Here is a 17,951-nt window from a genome sequence, read left to right as displayed (position 1 = left end):
AATCAAGATGATTTTTTATGATTACCTATAATTTTAATCACAATAATCATTGAAATCAAATAAATCATAGTTTAGACAACTTAATAATATTGGGGCTGAATTTTGACAAGATCCTATTTTCTCAACATTCATGCAAATTTGCCAAAATCCCAATTGTTCCAACCCCTTCAACCCGAAAACCTCTAAATCTTGTCTAAGTTGTCAAGAAAGTAACTTTGGGGAAATGCTGCGAAACCGTTACCGGGTTTTGAGGTTATTAGGTGAAGGTGGATTTAGCAGAACCTACGCTGCTGAAGATGTAGATAGACTGAATGCACCTTGCGTAATTAAGCAATTTTTCCCCCAAGTTCAAGGAACTGGACAACGTGCTAAAGCAGCAGAATTTTTCAAAGAAGAAGCTTTTAGACTGTACGATTTGGGCGAAAACCATTCCCAAATTCCCCGACTTTTGGCTTACTTTGAACAAGGTTCTAGTTTGTATTTAGTCCAGGAATTTATTATTGGGAAAACTCTTCTCGAAGAACTACAAAATCAAGCTTATGATGAAACCGAAGTTCGGCAACTTTTAGCTGACTTATTACCAGTTTTGGATTTTGTTCACAAACATCATGTGATTCACCGCGATATCAAGCCAGAAAACATTGTGCGTCGGGATAGTGATAGAAAACCCGTATTAATTGATTTTGGAGGTGCAAAACAAGTTACTCAAACCAGTATAGCTAGACAAGCGACAGCTATTTATACCCTTGGTTATGCCCCAACAGAACAAATGGCTGGGTTTGCTTGTCAAGCAAGTGATTTATATGCCTTGGGTGTCACCTGTGTACGCCTATTAACTCAAGATTTACCATTACAAAATGATTATGGACAACTTCAAGATCATCTTTATGATGCCATGAATGCTAAATGGTTATGGGAAGAACGCTTACGCATTAAAGACATTACTATTAGTGATGAACTAAAGCAAATCCTAGATAAATTACTCCAACATTTTGCTAGTGATAGATATCAATCAGCACTAGATGTTTTAGATGATTTGAACTTTCCCAAATCTCCCGTAGCTATCAAATTTTCTTCCTTTCCTAAACCACCATTAGCACCACCACTTCCCCAAAAAGTTACTGTTCCCTTACCTCCCTTGTACAACTTTGATTTTTATGTCATTACCGTAGACACTTCTGGCAGAGAAGTTAACCGTGATAGACGGAATACTAAATATTTTAAAGAAGAATTAGGCAGAAATACAACCTTAGAAATGGTATCAATTCCCCATGGAACTTTTATTATGGGTTCTTTGAGTCGTGAAGGTGATGATGATGAACGTCCCCAACATCAAGTTATAGTTCCACCCTTTTTTATAGGGAAATATCCTATTACCCAATTACAGTGGAGAACCATAGCAGCTTTACCTCCAGTTAAACAAGAATTACACCCTAATCCATCAAAATTTAAAGGTGCAAATTTGCCTGTCGAAAATGTCTCTTGGTATGAAGCTGTAGAATTTTGTGCCAGATTAGCAATTAAAACGGGGAGAGAACATCGTTTACCTAGTGAAGCCGAATGGGAATATGCTTGTCGGGCAGGAACTACCACATCTTTTCATTTTGGAGAAACAATTACTTCTGATTTAATTAACTGTAGCGGTAGCGATACCTATTCTATAGAACCAAAAAGTAGATTTCGGAAAGAAACAACTAATGTCGGTTATTTTGAAGTTGCGAATGCTTTTGGTTTATATGATATGCACGGGTTAGTCTGGGAATGGTGTGCAGATCCTTGGCATAATAACTATCATGGCGCACCTACAAATGGTAGTGTCTGGGAAGATGGAGGTGATAAACATCGTCGCGTTTTAAGAGGTGGTGCATGGAATTTTAGTGCAGAACTTTGTCGCAGTGCTAGTAGAAGTTGGAATGAAGCAGACGGTGGTTTAAGAATGTGTGGATTTCGGGTAGTATTTTCTGTTTAAATCGAATTAGTAGTGAGGACTTTAGTCCTCAAAGTTAACAACAACTAATCTAAATTAAATTCCACAAATTCCGGTAATCCTGGATATATCATATTCCGATCTATGGCTGAGAAAATTTTATTATTAGTATGATCAGAATTTAAACAGCGACAAACTAATTGGGCAACATCTGCACGATGAATAGTACCCACAATCTGAGGATTTTCGGTGATAATTCCGTTGTTGGTTGCTGGTTCTGATTTTAAACCACCAGGACGGATAATTGTATAGTTAAGTCCGCTGGAAATTAAATATTGTTCTGCTTTTTCTTTTTCAATTAAAACTGGTTTGAGTGCTTCTAAAGCTTGGGGAGGTAAAGCCACCACACTATCACCACTACCAATGGAAGTTACGAGAATAAACTTTTTAACTCCTGCTTTGACTGCGGCATCAATGAGGTTTTTATTACCGATATAATCAGGTTTGATATTATCTGTAGGTAAACCACCTAATGTACTGATAACGGCTTGAATAGGTTCATTTCCTAAAATTGCCTGTTCAATATCAGTTACATTTAACGCATCTCCTAGAATTGGATAAACACCCATTGCTTTTGCTGCCACAGCAGCGGCTTCTGTTCTCAACAGGGCTTTAACTTGAATTTGTTGTGCTATCAAATATTTAGCGATTTCTTGCCCAACACCGCGACTAGCACCAGCTAGAAAAATGGAAGATGAGATTAACATAATTAGTCTATAAAAAGATGCTATACTTACATTTAACACAAAACTGTCATTTTAGAACGGAACTATTTCAAAGGCAAAAGTACCAATTAAATGTTCATCAATATAGACTTCTATTTGATGTTTACCCAAAGGATCTCCAGCAGCAATAGTCCAAAAATTTTCAATTACACCATTCACAGGTGTTACTGTGCGTGTGGAAGTTGCTGTTTTTCCATCTTTTGATATGGAGAAATTTTTATTATTTTCTGTTGTCCAAGTTTCGGGTGCTTGTGGTAAAGTTAAAACTTCCCGCCATTTAACCTTACCTTTGATGTTACCTTGATAGTTGTTAAGTGTAATTCTCCAACCATAAGCATCACCTTCTTTTAATGGAACTGTAGTTGTTGGAAAAAAATTAACTTTCCCTTCTGGGTTGACTATCTTTACGCCAAATTCACTCTTATTAACAACTATTTGCTGATTAATAATTGGTTGATCATAATTTATTATACTTCCTGCCAAAGCCATGTTAGACTTATGGCAAACCGGAGTTATTATCGGCAATATCAAAGAAATCAAAACTAATAAAAACTGGAAATTTATAATTTTCATCAACTTTATTTTCTAGTAAGTAAGTAGGATACAAAATGTATATATCCTACTAGAAAAAAGTATTTTTGGCAATAGTTAATCTTCATCAAGTGCAGGTAAAAATTCTTCAAATTGCCACAATTGATCTTTCTTTTCTAGAAACCAAATTCGAGTTTCTGTGGTTAATTTACCCCAGATTACATCAACAGGAACATGGGGAGAAGCATATTGAAACTCTTCACCAATAATTCTGAGATTATCCTCTATATTCCGAGGCATACCAAAATCTTCCCAATCAATTTTGACATTCCTGCCGGTAACTCCCGCAGTCGGATCAAAAACTAATTGTGCAGTTCTGATTAAATCAGCAAAGTGTTGTGCTTTTAGTCCAATTACTTCTTGGATTTGAGGTGATTGTTGAGGATCTTGAGACATTTTCGCTGGAGTTGTGTAGATGTATAATTTAGAAAAATTACTGCCAGAGATGATCCCAGTATTCCCATTTTAGCTCAAAAAATCCAAAGAAAATCAATATTTCTATCTTGTTGTTTCGTCAGGAATAAGTAATTGGACAAAAATATTTACAGTCATTGCGAGCGAAGGGAAGCAATCACAACCCTTGGAATTGCTTCATTTCACTTCGTTCCATATGGCTAACGCCACGCAACGCTTACGCAATGACATTGTGTAATTAATTCTGTCTCACTACTTATCCTTAATCTTGCCCCCATATTTAAGTAGGTGAACACAATAAAACCAAACTGTGTAAAGAAACGTAAAATCGCTGAAAACTTCTTTACTCTTGCCTTGCTATAACGACAATTTTCAACGCCAACCTACTTAGGAATGTGAATTAAATAAGGTGCAAAAGTAGGGTGTGTTAGCGACAGCGTAACGCACCATTCCAGGTTACATCAGAATTGCAGGTTATTAAATTTGCGTTCCTTACATCACCCTAATATAGGAATCCGGTTTGATTCCTGATAGCGAAGCGTGGCGTTAGCCATATTTTCCGTTGAGTTAGGGAACTAAGCTCAAATCCCTGCCATATCTCGTTCCTAGTCTCTGACTAGGAATGCAGTTGATGAGGCTCTGCCTCTAATATCATTGAAGGCAGAGCCTTCTAGAATTCATTCCCATACAGAGTATGGGAACGAGACGACTTGAGGTTTTTCGTAATTTTGTAAAAGTCCATGTCTGAACCGTGTTTAGTATAATTACAGTAACTCTGACATCTTTATACAGAAATGCTGCGATATTTACTATTTATCCGTGTTTGATTAACTCCTATTTACTATGCTTCATTTTTAACTAGTGTCAGTTAAGAAAGTGTCACTCTCTACACTAGCCATTTGATTTTAAAAGAGATATTCTTAGTGAATGCAAGGAGTGATACCACTTCATTTTATATTTGTTACAATTTTCCTCGCGCTGCTTATACTTTCTGTTATTTGAGTCGCAGGTTTTAAATGTTACAATAGTAGTGAATTGGTAGAAAGTTATACGGGGAACGCTTGGGTTAAAAACTCAGGCGTTTTTTATGTGTCAAATAGCTGCACTTCCATAAATAGTATTAATTTACTAGTGCTTGATAATACTATTTATATTTTGTATAAGCAGAAATCTTTGTGCAAAGAAAACACCAACAAATAATTTAAGCAGTATTCTTAGGATAGAGGTTTTGTGGCTCAAGTAGGTTAAATATGGAAGCTGAAGAACTAAAACGGCGTTATCTTGCGGGCGAAACATATTTTGTTTCTGCAAAACTAATCAAAGCTAAACTAATTAATGCTTATTTACCAGGGATTAATTTATGGGGAGCGGATTTAAGTGAAGCTAACTTAGCTAAAGCTAAACTTTGGGGAGCAGATTTGAGTAGAGCAAATTTAGCCAAGGCGAATTTAACAAGAGCAAATTTATCCGGTGTTAATCTTACTGAAGCAAATCTTCGAGGGGCTAGGCTGCATTATACTAAGTTGTATGGCGCGAATTTAAATCGTGCATATTATGATGAAAGCACCAAATTTCCGAAAAATTTTGATCCTCTGAGTCACAATATGCAAAAGCTGTAATTACAGCGATTTTCGGGTAAATGAACCACATTTTTTTGTCTCACGCTCCAGACGCAGAGGCGCAAAGAGGAATCAAGAGTTTGGTCTAAATACATGAAGACTGCTGTAAGTAGGTGAACACAATAAAACCAAACTGTGTAAAGAAACGTAAAATCGCCTAAACCCTCTTCACTCTTGCCTCTTGCCTCTGGTTACTGAGCGAAGTCGAAGTATTGCCTCAAGCCTAGTACAAAACGGCGTAAATAAACCAACCATTCTAAATCCTCCAAAAGCCTATACTGTCTTCATTTTGACTTTTGACTTTTGACTTTTGACTTCCGCCTTGCGGTACTAGTGCCATAACGACAATTTTCAACGCCAACCTACTTAATTGTCAATTAAACTTCTTCTGGTGCTGGTATGGGGAATATTTCTCCAGCTAAATATGCAGAAAAATGCTTTTGAAAATAAAGCCAAGAGGTCATATCTTCTCCCTCAATATAACTTTTTGGTGCTGCTTTATATAAAGGAACGCGAGTGTTAATCTCCTGTTGTAAAATTGGATGTAATTCTGTTAATCCACTAACTTTGTTACCTGTAGCACTATAAATTAAATAACCAGGATGTTCACCCATTTTCATCCAGGGCAACCATTGACCGATTCTATCCCAGGATATGCTTAATTGTGTAACCGAATTTAATTGTGAATTTTCTAAATCTGCTGTGGGAACAGAGATTTTAAATAATTCTGCTGCTTGATAAATTCCTCCTGGACAATAATCAGCAAATTCGGGATTTTCAGCTAAAGGATTGGGATAATTAGGAAAGATGTCAAATACAAAATTAGTTTTTTCTCCGTCTAATTGCACAGGTAGTTGACCTTTAAATTGACCCTGAACAGGACTATTAGCAACGTGCATAACAGTGACTGTTTCCTGTGTCCAAGGATTCTCCCATTTATGTAAAATCTCTTTGGTTTCTGGATTGAGGTAATAGGTTAATTCTCTAGAAGTAAAATCCCAACTACCTTCACCTGTGGTTATACACCGACTCACACTCATTCCCACAATTTTAAATAATAATTGTCGTTTCTCTCCAGGAATAAAACTATAAATATTTCCTGTCCAACTCAAAAAATTCGACTCCTTGGCATCTAGAGAAGCACGGGTTTTAATCCATTGTTGAACATCTACTAATTGAGTTTTATCTATCATTATATATCTCCTTCAATACTAAAACAATTGTATTCAATGTTCTCTTTTGACTAATGTTGTGTTTACTTTATTTAACGTGAGTTCGACGAAAATAATTTTACCCCTCTCCAAACCCCCCTTTCCCCTTGTAAAGGGGGGTAAGTAGTGAGACAGAATTAATTACACAATGTCATTGCGTTAGCGCAGCGTGGCGTTAGCCATATGGAACGAAGTGAAATCAAGCAATCGCCAGGGTTGTGATTGCTTCCCTTCGCTCGCAATGACTGTAAATATTTTTGTCCAATTATTTAACAATAAAAATCCAGTTCCCTCCCCTTTACAAGGGGAGGGTTAGGGAGGGGTAAAAAATATTTGATACATCAACCATAACTTTTCAAACACCCTCTTAAACAAACCTACAAGATTTAGACTTCAAGGTGGTACTAGTACCGCAAGGCGGAAGTCAAAAGTCAAAAGTCAAAAGTCAAAATGAAAACAGTATAGGCTTTTGGAGGATTTAGAATGGTTGGTTTATTTACGCCGTTTTGTACTAGAAATACTATCTTAATGAAACATGATCTTCTTCTTGCATTTCTAAATAGGGAGAATGATGAACAGGTTGCAAACGTTGGCGAATTGTACCAATGATAATATAAAGAATTGGCACAATAAATAAACTTAAAAAAGTCGCCACAAACATTCCGCCAAATACCGCAGTACCTAAAGATTGACGACTTGCTGCACCTGCACCTGTAGCAGTTGCTAGGGGAAAAATTCCTAACAAAGTCGAAAAAGCAGTCATGAGAATTGGACGTAAACGACCTTGTGCTGCTTCTACTGCGGCTTTGGTAATTGATAAACCTTGCTGTTCTCGTAATTGGTTAGCAAATTCGACAATTAAAATTGCGTTTTTACTTGCTAAACCTATTAACATGACTAACCCAACTTGGCAAAATACATCATTATTTAAACCTCGTAATGATTGTGATGCTAAAGCTCCCATAATAGCTAAGGGAACTGACAACATAATAATCAAAGGGTCAACATAATTTTCATATTGAGCAGCTAAGACTAAAAAGACGAAAAGTAATCCCAAACCAAAAATGATCGGTGCTTGTCCACCGGATTCTTTTTCCTGAGCCGCAATACCTGACCATTCATATCCCATGCTTGTGGGTAATATCTTTTTAGCTAGTTGTTCCATAGCTAAAGTTGCTTGTCCAGAACTAGTACCAGGAGCAGGAGAACCGTTAATTTCAATGGAACGAAATAAGTTGTAATGATTAATAGTTTGCGCTCCCGTTGTGGGAGTTAATTTGACCAAACTACTCAGAGGAATCATCTGATTAGTTGCAGAACGCACATTTAATAAACCAATATCATCAGGATTGGAACGAAACTGAGCATCTGCTTGGATGTATACCCGATATGTGCGGGAAAGAAAATTAAAATCATTGACATATCGTGAACCCAAATAAGTTTGCAGGGTTTTAAAAATATCGTCAATGGAAACTTGCAGAGATTTCGCTTTGTTGCGGTCAACTTCAATTAATATTTGCGGTGTATTGGCGGTAAAGGTGCTAAATACGGCTTGTAGTCCGGGGGTTTGATTTCCCTGCATCATAAACTGACCAACAGTTTGCAGCATAGAATTTAAGCTGTTAGTTCCGGCTATATCTTGTAACTGAAATTGGAAACCACTAAAACTACCTAAACCGCGAATTGCGGGGGGGTTAACCGGGAAAACTCTAGCTTCGGTAATTCCTGAAAACCTTTTTCTTAAATTACCAATAATCGCTTGGACTGATTGATTTGGTTGTTTTCGTTCGTCCCAGGATTTGAGAGTTGTAAAAATTACGCCACTGTTAGCGGTGCTACCACTAAAACCAAAACCACCGATCGCAAAAGTACCTGTAACTTCTGGTAATTTGAGGATTGTTGCTTCTACCTCACTCATGACTTTACTGGTGTATTTGAGTGAAGAACCTTCTGGACCTTGGATAATGGTAATGAAATAACCTTGGTCTTCGTCGGGGAGAAATGCGGTGGGTACGGTCATGTACAGCCAAGCGGTGAAACCTAATGAACCGATAAATAACAGGAGAATAATCGCTTTTATTCTCGTCAAAAATCTTAAAGAGCGCTCATATCCCCAACCCATGGCTTCTAAAAACCAGTTGATTCGACCGAATACCCAACCAAAAATCCCTCTAGGTGCGGGTCTTTGCCGCAACAATAAGGCAGAAAGAGAAGGGGTGAGGGTAAGAGCTAAAAATGTGGAAATGGCGATAGAAAAGGCAATCGTTAGGGCAAATTGTTTGTAAATTTGTCCAGTTGCACCTGGGAAAAAGGCGACAGGGACAAACACCGCCATCAATACTAAAGAAGTCGCAATTACAGCCCCAAATAGCTCTTGCATGGAGACTGAAGCCGCTTGTCGGGGTGACATTCCTTTTTCTTGAATTAAGCGAGAAATATTTTCTACGACAATAATCGCGTCATCAACTACCATTCCCGTTGCTAGAGTTAAACCGAACATAGTTAAGGTGTTGATGGAAAAACCAAAGGCTTTGACGAAGGCAAAAGTCCCAACTAAGGATAGGGGAATAGTGATCACAGGAATTAACGTAGTCCGCCAATCCTGTAGGAAAATAAAGATGACGAGAATTACCAGAGCGATCGCTTCTAAAAGAGTTTTTATCACTTCTGCCAAAGATTCTTCTACAATAGTCGTGGTGTCAAATGCCACTTGATATTTCATCCCCGGCGGAAAGCTTTGCGACAATCGCGCCATTTCCTTTTTGATTAAATTAGCCACGTCCAAAACATTACTTCCCGGTGCCGGAAATATCCCCAGTCCCACACCCTCATTCCCCTTAAACCGCAGAAATGAGCTATAGTTTTGCGCTCCCAATTCCGCCCTTCCCACATCTTTCAACTTAATCAAACTACCGTCACCAGCAGTTTTAATTACCACATTGTCAAATTCCTCAACTTCCGTCAGCCTACTAACTGCCCTCAAGTCAATTTGATACATCTGACCATCAACGGCTGGCTGTTGTCCAATTTGTCCCGCACCTACCTGTAAATTTTGTTCCTTCAGGGCATTAATCACATCATCAGTAGTTAGATTCCGACTAGCCAATTTATTCGGGTCAAGCCATAGGCGCATTGCATAGCGACGTTCACCAAAAATCCGCGCCTCACTGACACCTTTAATTCGCTTCAGGGCATCTACTAAATATAAATCTGCATAATTACTTAAAAAGACATTATTTAAGGCTTTATTATCACTAAATAAACCGATCGCTAACAAAATATTGTTAGACTGTTTACTCACAGTCACTCCTGTTTGCTTCACCGCTTCTGGTAACTGGGGTTCAGCCGAGGTGACGCGGTTTTGCACATCAACGGCGGCAATATCCTTATCCCGTGAAGCATCAAATGTGACAGTAATCGTACTACTACCATCATTACTACTGCTCGAAGTCATGTATTTAATGCCTTCGACACCGTTAATTTGCCGTTCTAAAATCGTTGTGACGGTACTTTCAACAATTTCCGCACTAGCACCAACATAATTAGAATTAACGATAATCTGCGTAGGACTAATCTCTGGATACTGGGCTGTAGGCAATGTGGGAATACTGATTGCACCAACAAGTAAGATGATAATAGCGCAGACGCTGGTAAATACAGGTCGCTTAATAAAGAAGTTAACAAACATAAATTGGTAATTGGTGATTGATTAAGATTTACGGAATAACGAACCACAGAGGCACAGAGGACACAGAGAGATGAGGGTTTGAGAGATATTTTGCGTGAGTCCTATTGGTAATTGGTGATTACTTCTTTTCACTATTCCCTGTTTCTTCATTTTCAGGAATTATTGGCAGTCCATCTCTGAGGTTTTGTATTCCTGAAATTATCAATTTTTCATCCCGTTGTAATCCCTCAATTACTTGATAATCATTCCCTTTAATATTGCCTAACTTCACCTGTTTTTGTTTAGCTATTAATTGAGAACCATCTTGAGGAGATTTTCCAGTTTCGGCTACAAATACAAAGGTTTCTCCAGCGATTCGAGATATTGCTGTTGTGGGAATTAGCACTCCAGAACGTTGATTCCAAATCACTTTAGCCCGAATTAATTGATCTGCTCGTAGTTGCCCATTATCATTGTTATAAAGTGCTTTAACTAATATTGATTGAGAGTTATTAGTAATATTGGGAGAAATAAAGAATATACTACTATTGCCAATAATTTTACCTTGGGCGTTAATTAATTCCACTGGCAATCCTGGACGTAATTGTGTACCTTTTTCCAATGGAACCGGAATTTTAACGTCTAAAGGTCGGTTTTGGGTAATAGTTGCTAATGGTGTGGAAGTATTCACAAAATCCCCTACTTTAACGGGAACATCACCCACAGTTCCCGCAAAAGGAGCAGTTATTTTATAATACTGAAGTTGAACTTGTTGTTGTTTAATATTGGCATCAGATTGTTGTAAGGATTTTTCTACCTGGGATATGGTAGCTATTTGAGCTTGAATACGGGAATCTATCGCCCCTAGTTGGGCTTTTGCCGTCGCTAGTTTGTTAGCATATAAATCTTGAGTCTGACGAGATACAGCCCCTTGTGCAGCTAATTCAGAATAGCGCTTATAATCTTGTTGACTTAAGCGCATATTAGCAATATTTGCTAGGCGTTCTGCTTGCAAAGATTTCAGAGTAGCGCGAACATTTTCTAGTTGCGCTTGCGAGCCTTGACCAGCAGCGGATAAACTACTAACTGCGGCTTGTTGTTGTCGAGAATCTATTTGCAGAATCGCAGTCCCGGAGGCAACTGAATCTCCTGATTTCACGAATATTTGGGAAACTTGTCCTTGAATTCGCGGTTGGAGATTGACTGAACGTCGAGATTCTAAGCTGGCTATATATTCCGTACTATCTTCGACTGTACCTGTTTGCACTGGAGATAGTTTAACCTTAACCCCCGGAGGTGGAGCATTAGCCGCTGCTGGATTTGGTTTTTCAGGATGTAGCAATTTCCATGCTATCCCGCTGACACCCCCAATTAATAACAATGCAGCTAATAGTAAGCGCAGCCACCGATTTGATTTAGGAGGTGACGGGGAAATGTCTTTAATATCGGTTTGAGGCTCAGGTAGTGTCATGGCTGATAACAAGTTGACGGAATGAATAGTTAAAACTCTATGTGTATGATATGAATTTTGAAACTTCTAATTTATAATGAACAGACAAAAATATGTATCATCTAAATTTAAATATACAGGCTTTACATTTTTTTACAATCTATTAGCAAAATAATTATCCTGATGATCAATTTCTGAATTGAGTCATAGAGAAAACATTATCTACTTTAGCTCACCTCAAATATAGAAACAGCCTGATTTCCTTTTCACTGTCTTGAACTCAGGATTTATGCCATTTAATGACTAGTAAATTTGTTCTATTAAATAAGTGCTGATTAATGCTTGTTTCTCTTTGGCAGATCGCACCCGGAAATAGGAAAATTGTCTAGGCTACTCTTTCCCTAGTAGTCTGTCAACCCGAAAATGACGGGTGAAGGCAAGCAGAGGGAGAAGAGAGGCAGGGAGGGTAGGGGAGGGAAGAACAGAAGTTTTTTCCGATCATTACCCGTCAAAATAAATTTGACGAACTACTAGTTAGAATTTAACTTAAGCTGTTATTAACCTCAAAATCAACATGATTAATAAATTAACACAACGGTTATTGACTTTGGCTCTTATTTTTGCCATTACCTTTTTCTCCTGGGAAGTTCCTTGTGCTTGGGCGCATCACTTCTTCACCAACTCTGGAGAAATTAGCGATAATATCAAATTATCGGAATATGATTTTACTCCCCAAGAAAATCAAGCCCTACAAGGGATTCGTCAGCGTCGAAATAAAGAAATTGCGGCAATTTTAGATTTATCTCAACGTGATTTGCTTGCCCACAAATTACATAATGGTAATAATATTGATCAAGCTTTGGAAGCATTAAATTTAAGTTCTGAACAACGAGAGTTAGTAAATTCTATAAATGTCTTCACTAATTTGAAATTGAAGGGTATTTTTTCCCGTCATAGTTTACTTGATAGTCATAGATAAGGTTAGGGATTGGTAAGTTATGCCAGTTGTGGGAAATATGATTTTTCTGCAACTGGTAATTAGTTAGGAAAATTGTCAGAATCAGGTGGTTATCGAGCGACTTGTACTGAGCGAAGTCGAAGTAAGTCGAGATAATGACTATAAATAGGTTGCGATCGCTCCCCTTCCTTCGCAATGACTATAAATAGGTTGCGATCGCTCCCCTTCCTTCGCAATGACTATAAATAAATAGGTTGTGATCGCTTCTCTTCGCTCGCAATGACTGTAAATATTCTTGTCCAATTACTTAATCGAACATGGTCAGTTGTTATTGGTTCAACTGACAACAAACAACTTATTTTGTTGATTCATATAATTTTTATTTTCTAGAAACAATAGTAATAGTAGTTTGATATTTACCATCTTTACCCACCCAAGGTTTAACTTTTTTAATATACCCGTTCCGTGAACTTCTCACAATCGGAATATCAGCTAATTTATCCTCAATAGCACTCAATGAAATTCCCAATTGTGCTAACTGATAATCCTTGTTTCTAGTAGCCTCTTCATATTGCAATCGTGAGCGCTCGTAATCCTGCCTGGATTGGGTTGCAAACTGCGATCGCTTACTTTCCTCAACTGATGCCTGATACTCCTGAATTTGGCAATTAACTTTAGCAGCTTCTAGTTTGGATGTAGCTACCTGTAAATTTGATTCAGCTAAATTGACGTTAGTTTGTAGTTGTTCTAATTCTTGACTTTGAACAATAGCCGAATTATTTAATTTAGCTTGTTCTCTGTCAACTTCTGAACGAGCTTGTTCTAATTCTGACTGGAGTTTTTTTAATTTAGATTGTTCATGCTGCAATATCTCTGATTGCATTTTCATATCCTGCATGGCGACAATCATCTGCTCCTGTTCTTGAATCTTTTGGGAGGCGATCGCCAAACTAGCACCAGCTTTTTCAAATTCGGCACGACGTTCTGGGTTGTCAGTTGTTAGCAGTTTGGAACGATTAGCTAGGATGACTTTAGACTGTTTTAGCTTGAGTTGGGATTGTGATATGGCTGCTAATTCTTCACTAAATGTGGAGGGTGGTAAATTTCTTAGTAGTGGGGTAGGTGGTGGTGGTGTAGGGACTATCAGAGTTTTAGAGTTTAAATTCTCTATCTGCAATTTAATTGATTTTTTCTGACGGTCTAATCGTTGTCTTTCTATGGAGTTGTCAGAAATAACATCCCCGATTTTAATCTCATCATTTAACCGCACTTTCAAAAATGATGGGTTATCTACAGAAATGCTCATTCTCAAGGGACGGTCTTTCTGTAGTGAATTATCTGGTAATTCTTCCTGTTCTGTCACAGTTTCTACTTTGGGTGCGGTTTCCGCAATAGCCGGGTTATCCTGTGGCTTGAGTTTTCCCACTAGAATTATTGATAGTGCGATCGCCCCCCAAATAACAATATTGCTTAATGATTGATTATTCTTGATACCTTTCATAAAATGGTTTTATGTTAGTTTTAATGCCTTCTGTCCCCATTCTAACCAATGCCTCTAATGGTTGCAATTGTCCCACTATATTGGGTGAAAACCTGAACCGATTAGAAACGGCTTTAACTTCCGTCTGATCCACCATCAGCACGATTTTTGTAGAAGTATTGGCGATAACTTCTTTACTAAGTTCAGAGTCGCGTTGAGAAGCCAAGATACAGCATAAACCATACTTTCTCCCATCTGCCAAAATGATATTTAAAGTTTTACTATTTTTAACTTCTTTGGCTTCATCAATAATAATAAACGTTCTGGGAATTTTATCTTCAATTTCACCAGCAATCCTATGAGAGTCCATTAATTGTTTGATAATTGCCTCAGTTGCGATCGCACTTAAACCAGGAACTTTACCAAGTGCTGACAAATCAAATCTAATTAATGGTAATTTTAAATTAGGTTGTGGTTTATTAAATATTCCATATTCAAACATTGCTGCTAATTTTAAGGCTAATTTAGAGGATTCTCTACATCCATTCTCTATTCTTGCTGTAATCTCATTTTGTAAGTCTTGAAAAGTTGGTGGTTTATTAGTCCAGGTGCTTACGCTTTCTTGAGTAATTCCTTTTTGTTTATAGCAATGACTTAATATTTCTATAATTAATCCTTCCTGATTTGCTCCCATTGTCAAGGCTTTACGCAATATTGCGCTACTGCTATTCCTTGCAGTGCTGGTCCACCACCTTTAGTATCTAAATCAATTGTTAATGGATTAATCCCATAAGGTGATTCCATATCCAAGGGATAACAAACTTCATTAGGTAACTGCTGATCTCCGTGATAATCAATAATAATATTCTTTATACTGGGAAATAATTTAGGTAATTCATAGGCGATCGCTTTTAATGTTTGAGTTTTACCACTCCCAGACGTTCCAATAATGGCAACGTGACCATTTGGTAAACTAGCAGGATTCCAATAGCATTTATCCCCTAAGAATATTCCAGAGTGCGATTTTTCTTTCTCAATTGGCTTACCTTGTGGTTTAAGTGTGGCTTGTGGTAATGGCTTCATGTTAATTGGTTTTAAAGCTTGTGTGTTTAGATTTAAAAGTTTTAATGGTATAGAAATTTTATATTATATCTATCCTATAGCTTTTTTGACGTTAAACATTCATTTTACGACCTGAATACTCCTGAATCAATACGGGTGAGTAGAAACTAAACATGATTAGATATTTGCAATCATATAAGTAATTGGACAAAAATATTTACAGCCCACATTCAGCATGAATAAATATACTAATTTATTAACATTATTCTCAATAATCTTGATTCTAGCTCTACCTAAAGCTGCGATTCCTACGGAGCGCTTCGCTATCGCTACACCGAACCGAAGGCATCGCCCTAATATAGAATTGTGTGTAATTGTCTGAAAGCCTTATTATCATTGGGTTATAGATAATTCCGAAAATTCAAAAAACACCTGCTGAATGTGGATTATATTGTCAGCTTGCGACGTATAACTAACAACCGGAATTTTAGTCGGTTTCAACCGACTTCAGCTATGAGACAGAGAATTTATTCTCTGGCGTTGTTGATACTAAGGAATGTGAATTTTATGGGTAAAAAAAATATTTACAGTCATTGCGAGCGAAGCGAAGCAATCACAACCCTTGGAATTGCTTCATTTTACTTCATTCCATATAGCTAACGCCACGCTTCGCTAAGGCAATGACATTGTGTAATTAATTCTGTCTTATTACTTGTCTGGTTGTAAGTAACCTTTGATAACAGCTTTACCGACTTTTAGAAATTTGTTCTCAAGAAGAAACTCATCAATTGCGGCTTCAGTTCCTCCCTGTAATGCACTTAAAGCACGTTTTCTAAAGTTAGGAGTAGTGTTATCTTTGAGGTGAGCAATTTGTTCTGATTCAGTGGCAGTAGGATTTGTTTCGTCTAACTGTTTGAGAAGGTTTTGAATTTCTGCTGCTGCTTCTGCTAAACTCTGCTTCTGTTCAGGCGTGTAGTTAGTTTGATTAAATGTAACATTACTACCGGATTGGGCTGTATCTACAAATTGATTATTTGCATTTCTTTGATCATATTTAGATTGATAAGATTCTGTCATTGTACTTGCCTCCGCTTTATTATGAATATTAATTTCTCTGCTAACAGCTAGTTTAGTAATATCTAGCATATCTTCATAAGCAGTCCTATCATCTAAATCATAATCTCCTTTTTGTGATTTCCGACGTGATTCTCGTAATTCATAACCATCTAAAAGTTGAGGGATATTAATGTTTATGTTGAGTTTACCAATTGGATATTCAACAACTTTCATTTTCTCAAGTCCCAGAAGTTCTTGATAGTCAAGGGGTGGATATTTGGGGTAACCAAGGACGGGAACCCATTCTGTGATTTCGAGGTTGGGGAGACTTTTGTGGATTTTTTGGAAGAACTCGCGGAGAATACCAAGAAATGAACGCCTTGTTTTTTTACGGCCGCTAATGGTGATAAAGATTTTTTTGTCTTCGGGGTCGGATTTGATGCGAGCAATGTTGTAGATTTCTTTGTATTCTTCATATTGCAACATTACACCACTGCGCCAATAGACTTGGTTATGGATTTTTTCGTGGGTATTGACGATGAAACGGGAAATAATGCTTTCGGGGAGAACTTTGTAATGGTATTGAAATTCTAGGGTTTCCCCTTCTAGTTCTGTTTTGTTTGGTTGGTCTTTGGGTAGAAGTCCCGCAATCAAGTATTTTTCTGGTTTACATTCTAGTGCAAAACAAAGTTCAAATTCCTTCATTAGATCGATCAGATATACATGACGATCAGTTGGATATCGCGCTGGATTGAGGATGCGGGTGAGATCGGCGGGGGTGAAAATGCCTTGGGCTTTAGTTTTCAAGTTTTCATCACTCAATAGAGCGTAAATGCCTTCTGTCACCCAGTTAGGTTTGAGGACGTTGGTATCTTTGAGGATGGGATGATCACGGAAGTTGAGAACTAAGCCGAGACGATGCAGCAGGTCAATGAGTTGATCTTGGTCTTTTCCTTCGGGAATCTCGTTTTTGTAGCAGATGCCAATATAGTCTCTGTAGGTGATAAAGTCTTCATTCATGGATTCAAGTTGTTGTTTAACTTCAAACCATGAAAGGGGTAGAAGGTCATAGACTTCTTTTAGGTTGGCAATTTGCTGAAAAATGGCGGTGCGAAGTTCATCAATACCAATATTGTCTTGGCAGGAAGTCTCGATAATAGCTTGGATATTGGGATATTTTTCCCGTAATGCCTTGCGGTTGATGTCTAGAGGTTGTTCGTCTTTTTTGTTGCCAACGATAATCACAGGGGACTGGCCGCCAAAGCTTTCAATTAGTTTCAGCCAATATTCGATGCGGTTTTCTTCTTCGCTGGTGCGACAATTACAAACTAGGAGATAGAGACTACGCTTAGTCAGAAAAAACTGATGGGTGGCGTGATAAATTTCTTGTCCACCAAAATCCCAAACATTCAGGCGGATGTCTTTGCTATTTACCCATACATTCCAAGTTTCTACATTCAGTCCGTCGGTTTGAGGTTGATTTTTGTCATATTTATTGCGGATTAGTCGCTCGATGAGGGATGTTTTGCCGACGCTACCTTGTCCAATGAGCAAGAGTTTGGCTTGGTTAAGTGGTTGTACTTCACCGCTATGAAATAATCGCAAGTAATTGAAAATGTCTTTAACTGAACCAACTTCATCAGAAGATCCTAAAATTTCTGGTGAAATAGGAAGCGGATTTTCCCGTAAATCTAGTTCTTTCAATTTTGGTAAACTTTCTATCGCTTCTGG

At 37.8% G+C, this 17,951-nt stretch carries 14 protein-coding genes; 3 read left to right on the top strand and 11 right to left on the bottom strand.

The features are described 5' to 3' along the window. Positions 1 to 130 precede the first annotated feature (130 nt). Positions 131 to 1,969 (top strand): bifunctional serine/threonine-protein kinase/formylglycine-generating enzyme family protein, encoded by a 1,839-nt coding sequence (locus tag FJR37_RS23040; RefSeq protein WP_168467217.1) that lies wholly within the window; start codon positions 131 to 133, stop codon positions 1,967 to 1,969. Positions 1,970 to 2,013: 44 nt separating this feature from the next. On the opposite strand, the gene FJR37_RS23035 is transcribed toward FJR37_RS23040, so the two are convergent. From FJR37_RS23035 to FJR37_RS23025, 3 genes are all read right to left on the bottom strand, one after another. Continuing rightward, positions 2,014 to 2,694: an SDR family oxidoreductase gene (locus FJR37_RS23035; protein ID WP_039202685.1), complete on the bottom strand. Its 681-nt coding sequence runs from the start codon at positions 2,692 to 2,694 to the stop codon at positions 2,014 to 2,016. A 51-nt stretch (positions 2,695 to 2,745) separates the two neighbouring features. Further along, positions 2,746 to 3,285 (bottom strand): hypothetical protein, encoded by a 540-nt coding sequence (locus FJR37_RS23030; protein ID WP_053537682.1) that lies wholly within the window; start codon positions 3,283 to 3,285, stop codon positions 2,746 to 2,748. 75 nt (positions 3,286 to 3,360) lie between these two features. Next, a complete protein-coding gene (locus FJR37_RS23025; RefSeq protein ID WP_027403615.1) occupies positions 3,361 to 3,699 on the bottom strand; it encodes a hypothetical protein in 339 nt (112 codons plus the stop codon). Between the two features lie 1,268 nt (positions 3,700 to 4,967). Between FJR37_RS23025 and FJR37_RS23020 the strand changes: the two genes are divergently transcribed. Then, a complete protein-coding gene (locus FJR37_RS23020) occupies positions 4,968 to 5,336 on the top strand; it encodes a pentapeptide repeat-containing protein (protein WP_039203676.1) in 369 nt (122 codons plus the stop codon). A 377-nt stretch (positions 5,337 to 5,713) separates the two neighbouring features. Here the strand turns inward: FJR37_RS23020 and FJR37_RS23015 are convergent, their stop codons facing one another. The 3 genes from FJR37_RS23015 to FJR37_RS23005 form a co-directional block, all read right to left on the bottom strand. Continuing rightward, positions 5,714 to 6,529 (bottom strand): DUF1838 domain-containing protein, encoded by an 816-nt coding sequence (locus FJR37_RS23015; protein WP_039203674.1) that lies wholly within the window; start codon positions 6,527 to 6,529, stop codon positions 5,714 to 5,716. Between the two features lie 538 nt (positions 6,530 to 7,067). Further along, positions 7,068 to 10,235 carry an efflux RND transporter permease subunit gene (locus tag FJR37_RS23010; RefSeq protein ID WP_168467216.1) on the bottom strand — a complete coding sequence of 1,056 codons (3,168 nt, stop codon included), beginning with the start codon at positions 10,233 to 10,235 and terminating at the stop codon, positions 7,068 to 7,070. Positions 10,236 to 10,353: 118 nt separating this feature from the next. Then, a complete protein-coding gene (locus FJR37_RS23005; protein ID WP_168467215.1) occupies positions 10,354 to 11,685 on the bottom strand; it encodes an efflux RND transporter periplasmic adaptor subunit in 1,332 nt (443 codons plus the stop codon). A gap of 553 nt (positions 11,686 to 12,238) precedes the next feature. Between FJR37_RS23005 and FJR37_RS23000 the strand changes: the two genes are divergently transcribed. Continuing rightward, positions 12,239 to 12,643, top strand: a complete 405-nt coding sequence (locus FJR37_RS23000) for a hypothetical protein (protein WP_039203670.1) — start codon at positions 12,239 to 12,241, stop codon at positions 12,641 to 12,643. A gap of 138 nt (positions 12,644 to 12,781) precedes the next feature. Here FJR37_RS23000 and FJR37_RS26605 read toward each other — a convergent pair whose 3' ends face one another. From FJR37_RS26605 to FJR37_RS22985, 5 genes are all read right to left on the bottom strand, one after another. Then, the gene (locus tag FJR37_RS26605; protein ID WP_217355369.1) at positions 12,782 to 12,925 is read right to left on the bottom strand and encodes a hypothetical protein; all 144 of its coding nucleotides are present in this window, start codon (positions 12,923 to 12,925) and stop codon (positions 12,782 to 12,784) included. A gap of 76 nt (positions 12,926 to 13,001) precedes the next feature. Beyond that, positions 13,002 to 14,123, bottom strand: coding sequence for a hypothetical protein (locus FJR37_RS22995; RefSeq protein ID WP_174763468.1), 1,122 nt, complete (start codon positions 14,121 to 14,123; stop codon positions 13,002 to 13,004). Continuing rightward, complete coding sequence (locus FJR37_RS27200) at positions 14,104 to 14,796, bottom strand: type IV secretion system DNA-binding domain-containing protein (RefSeq protein WP_254434645.1); 693 nt, start codon at positions 14,794 to 14,796, stop codon at positions 14,104 to 14,106. The genes FJR37_RS22995 and FJR37_RS27200 overlap by 20 nt, the downstream gene beginning before the upstream one ends. Positions 14,797 to 14,798: 2 nt before the next feature. Then, positions 14,799 to 15,185 carry a helicase HerA domain-containing protein gene (locus FJR37_RS27195; protein WP_254434644.1) on the bottom strand — a complete coding sequence of 129 codons (387 nt, stop codon included), beginning with the start codon at positions 15,183 to 15,185 and terminating at the stop codon, positions 14,799 to 14,801. Positions 15,186 to 15,872: 687 nt separating this feature from the next. After that, on the bottom strand, positions 15,873 to 17,951 hold a 2,079-nt coding region (locus FJR37_RS22985), incomplete at its 5' end, for a COR domain-containing protein (protein WP_168467214.1).

Source organism: Aphanizomenon sp. UHCC 0183 (genome assembly GCF_009712065.1).
In the GTDB taxonomy this organism is placed as follows: Bacteria; Cyanobacteriota; Cyanobacteriia; order Cyanobacteriales; family Nostocaceae; genus Dolichospermum; species Dolichospermum heterosporum.
The sequence above is the reverse complement of the archived record's forward strand: the minus strand, read 5'-3'. Positions and strand labels throughout refer to the sequence as shown.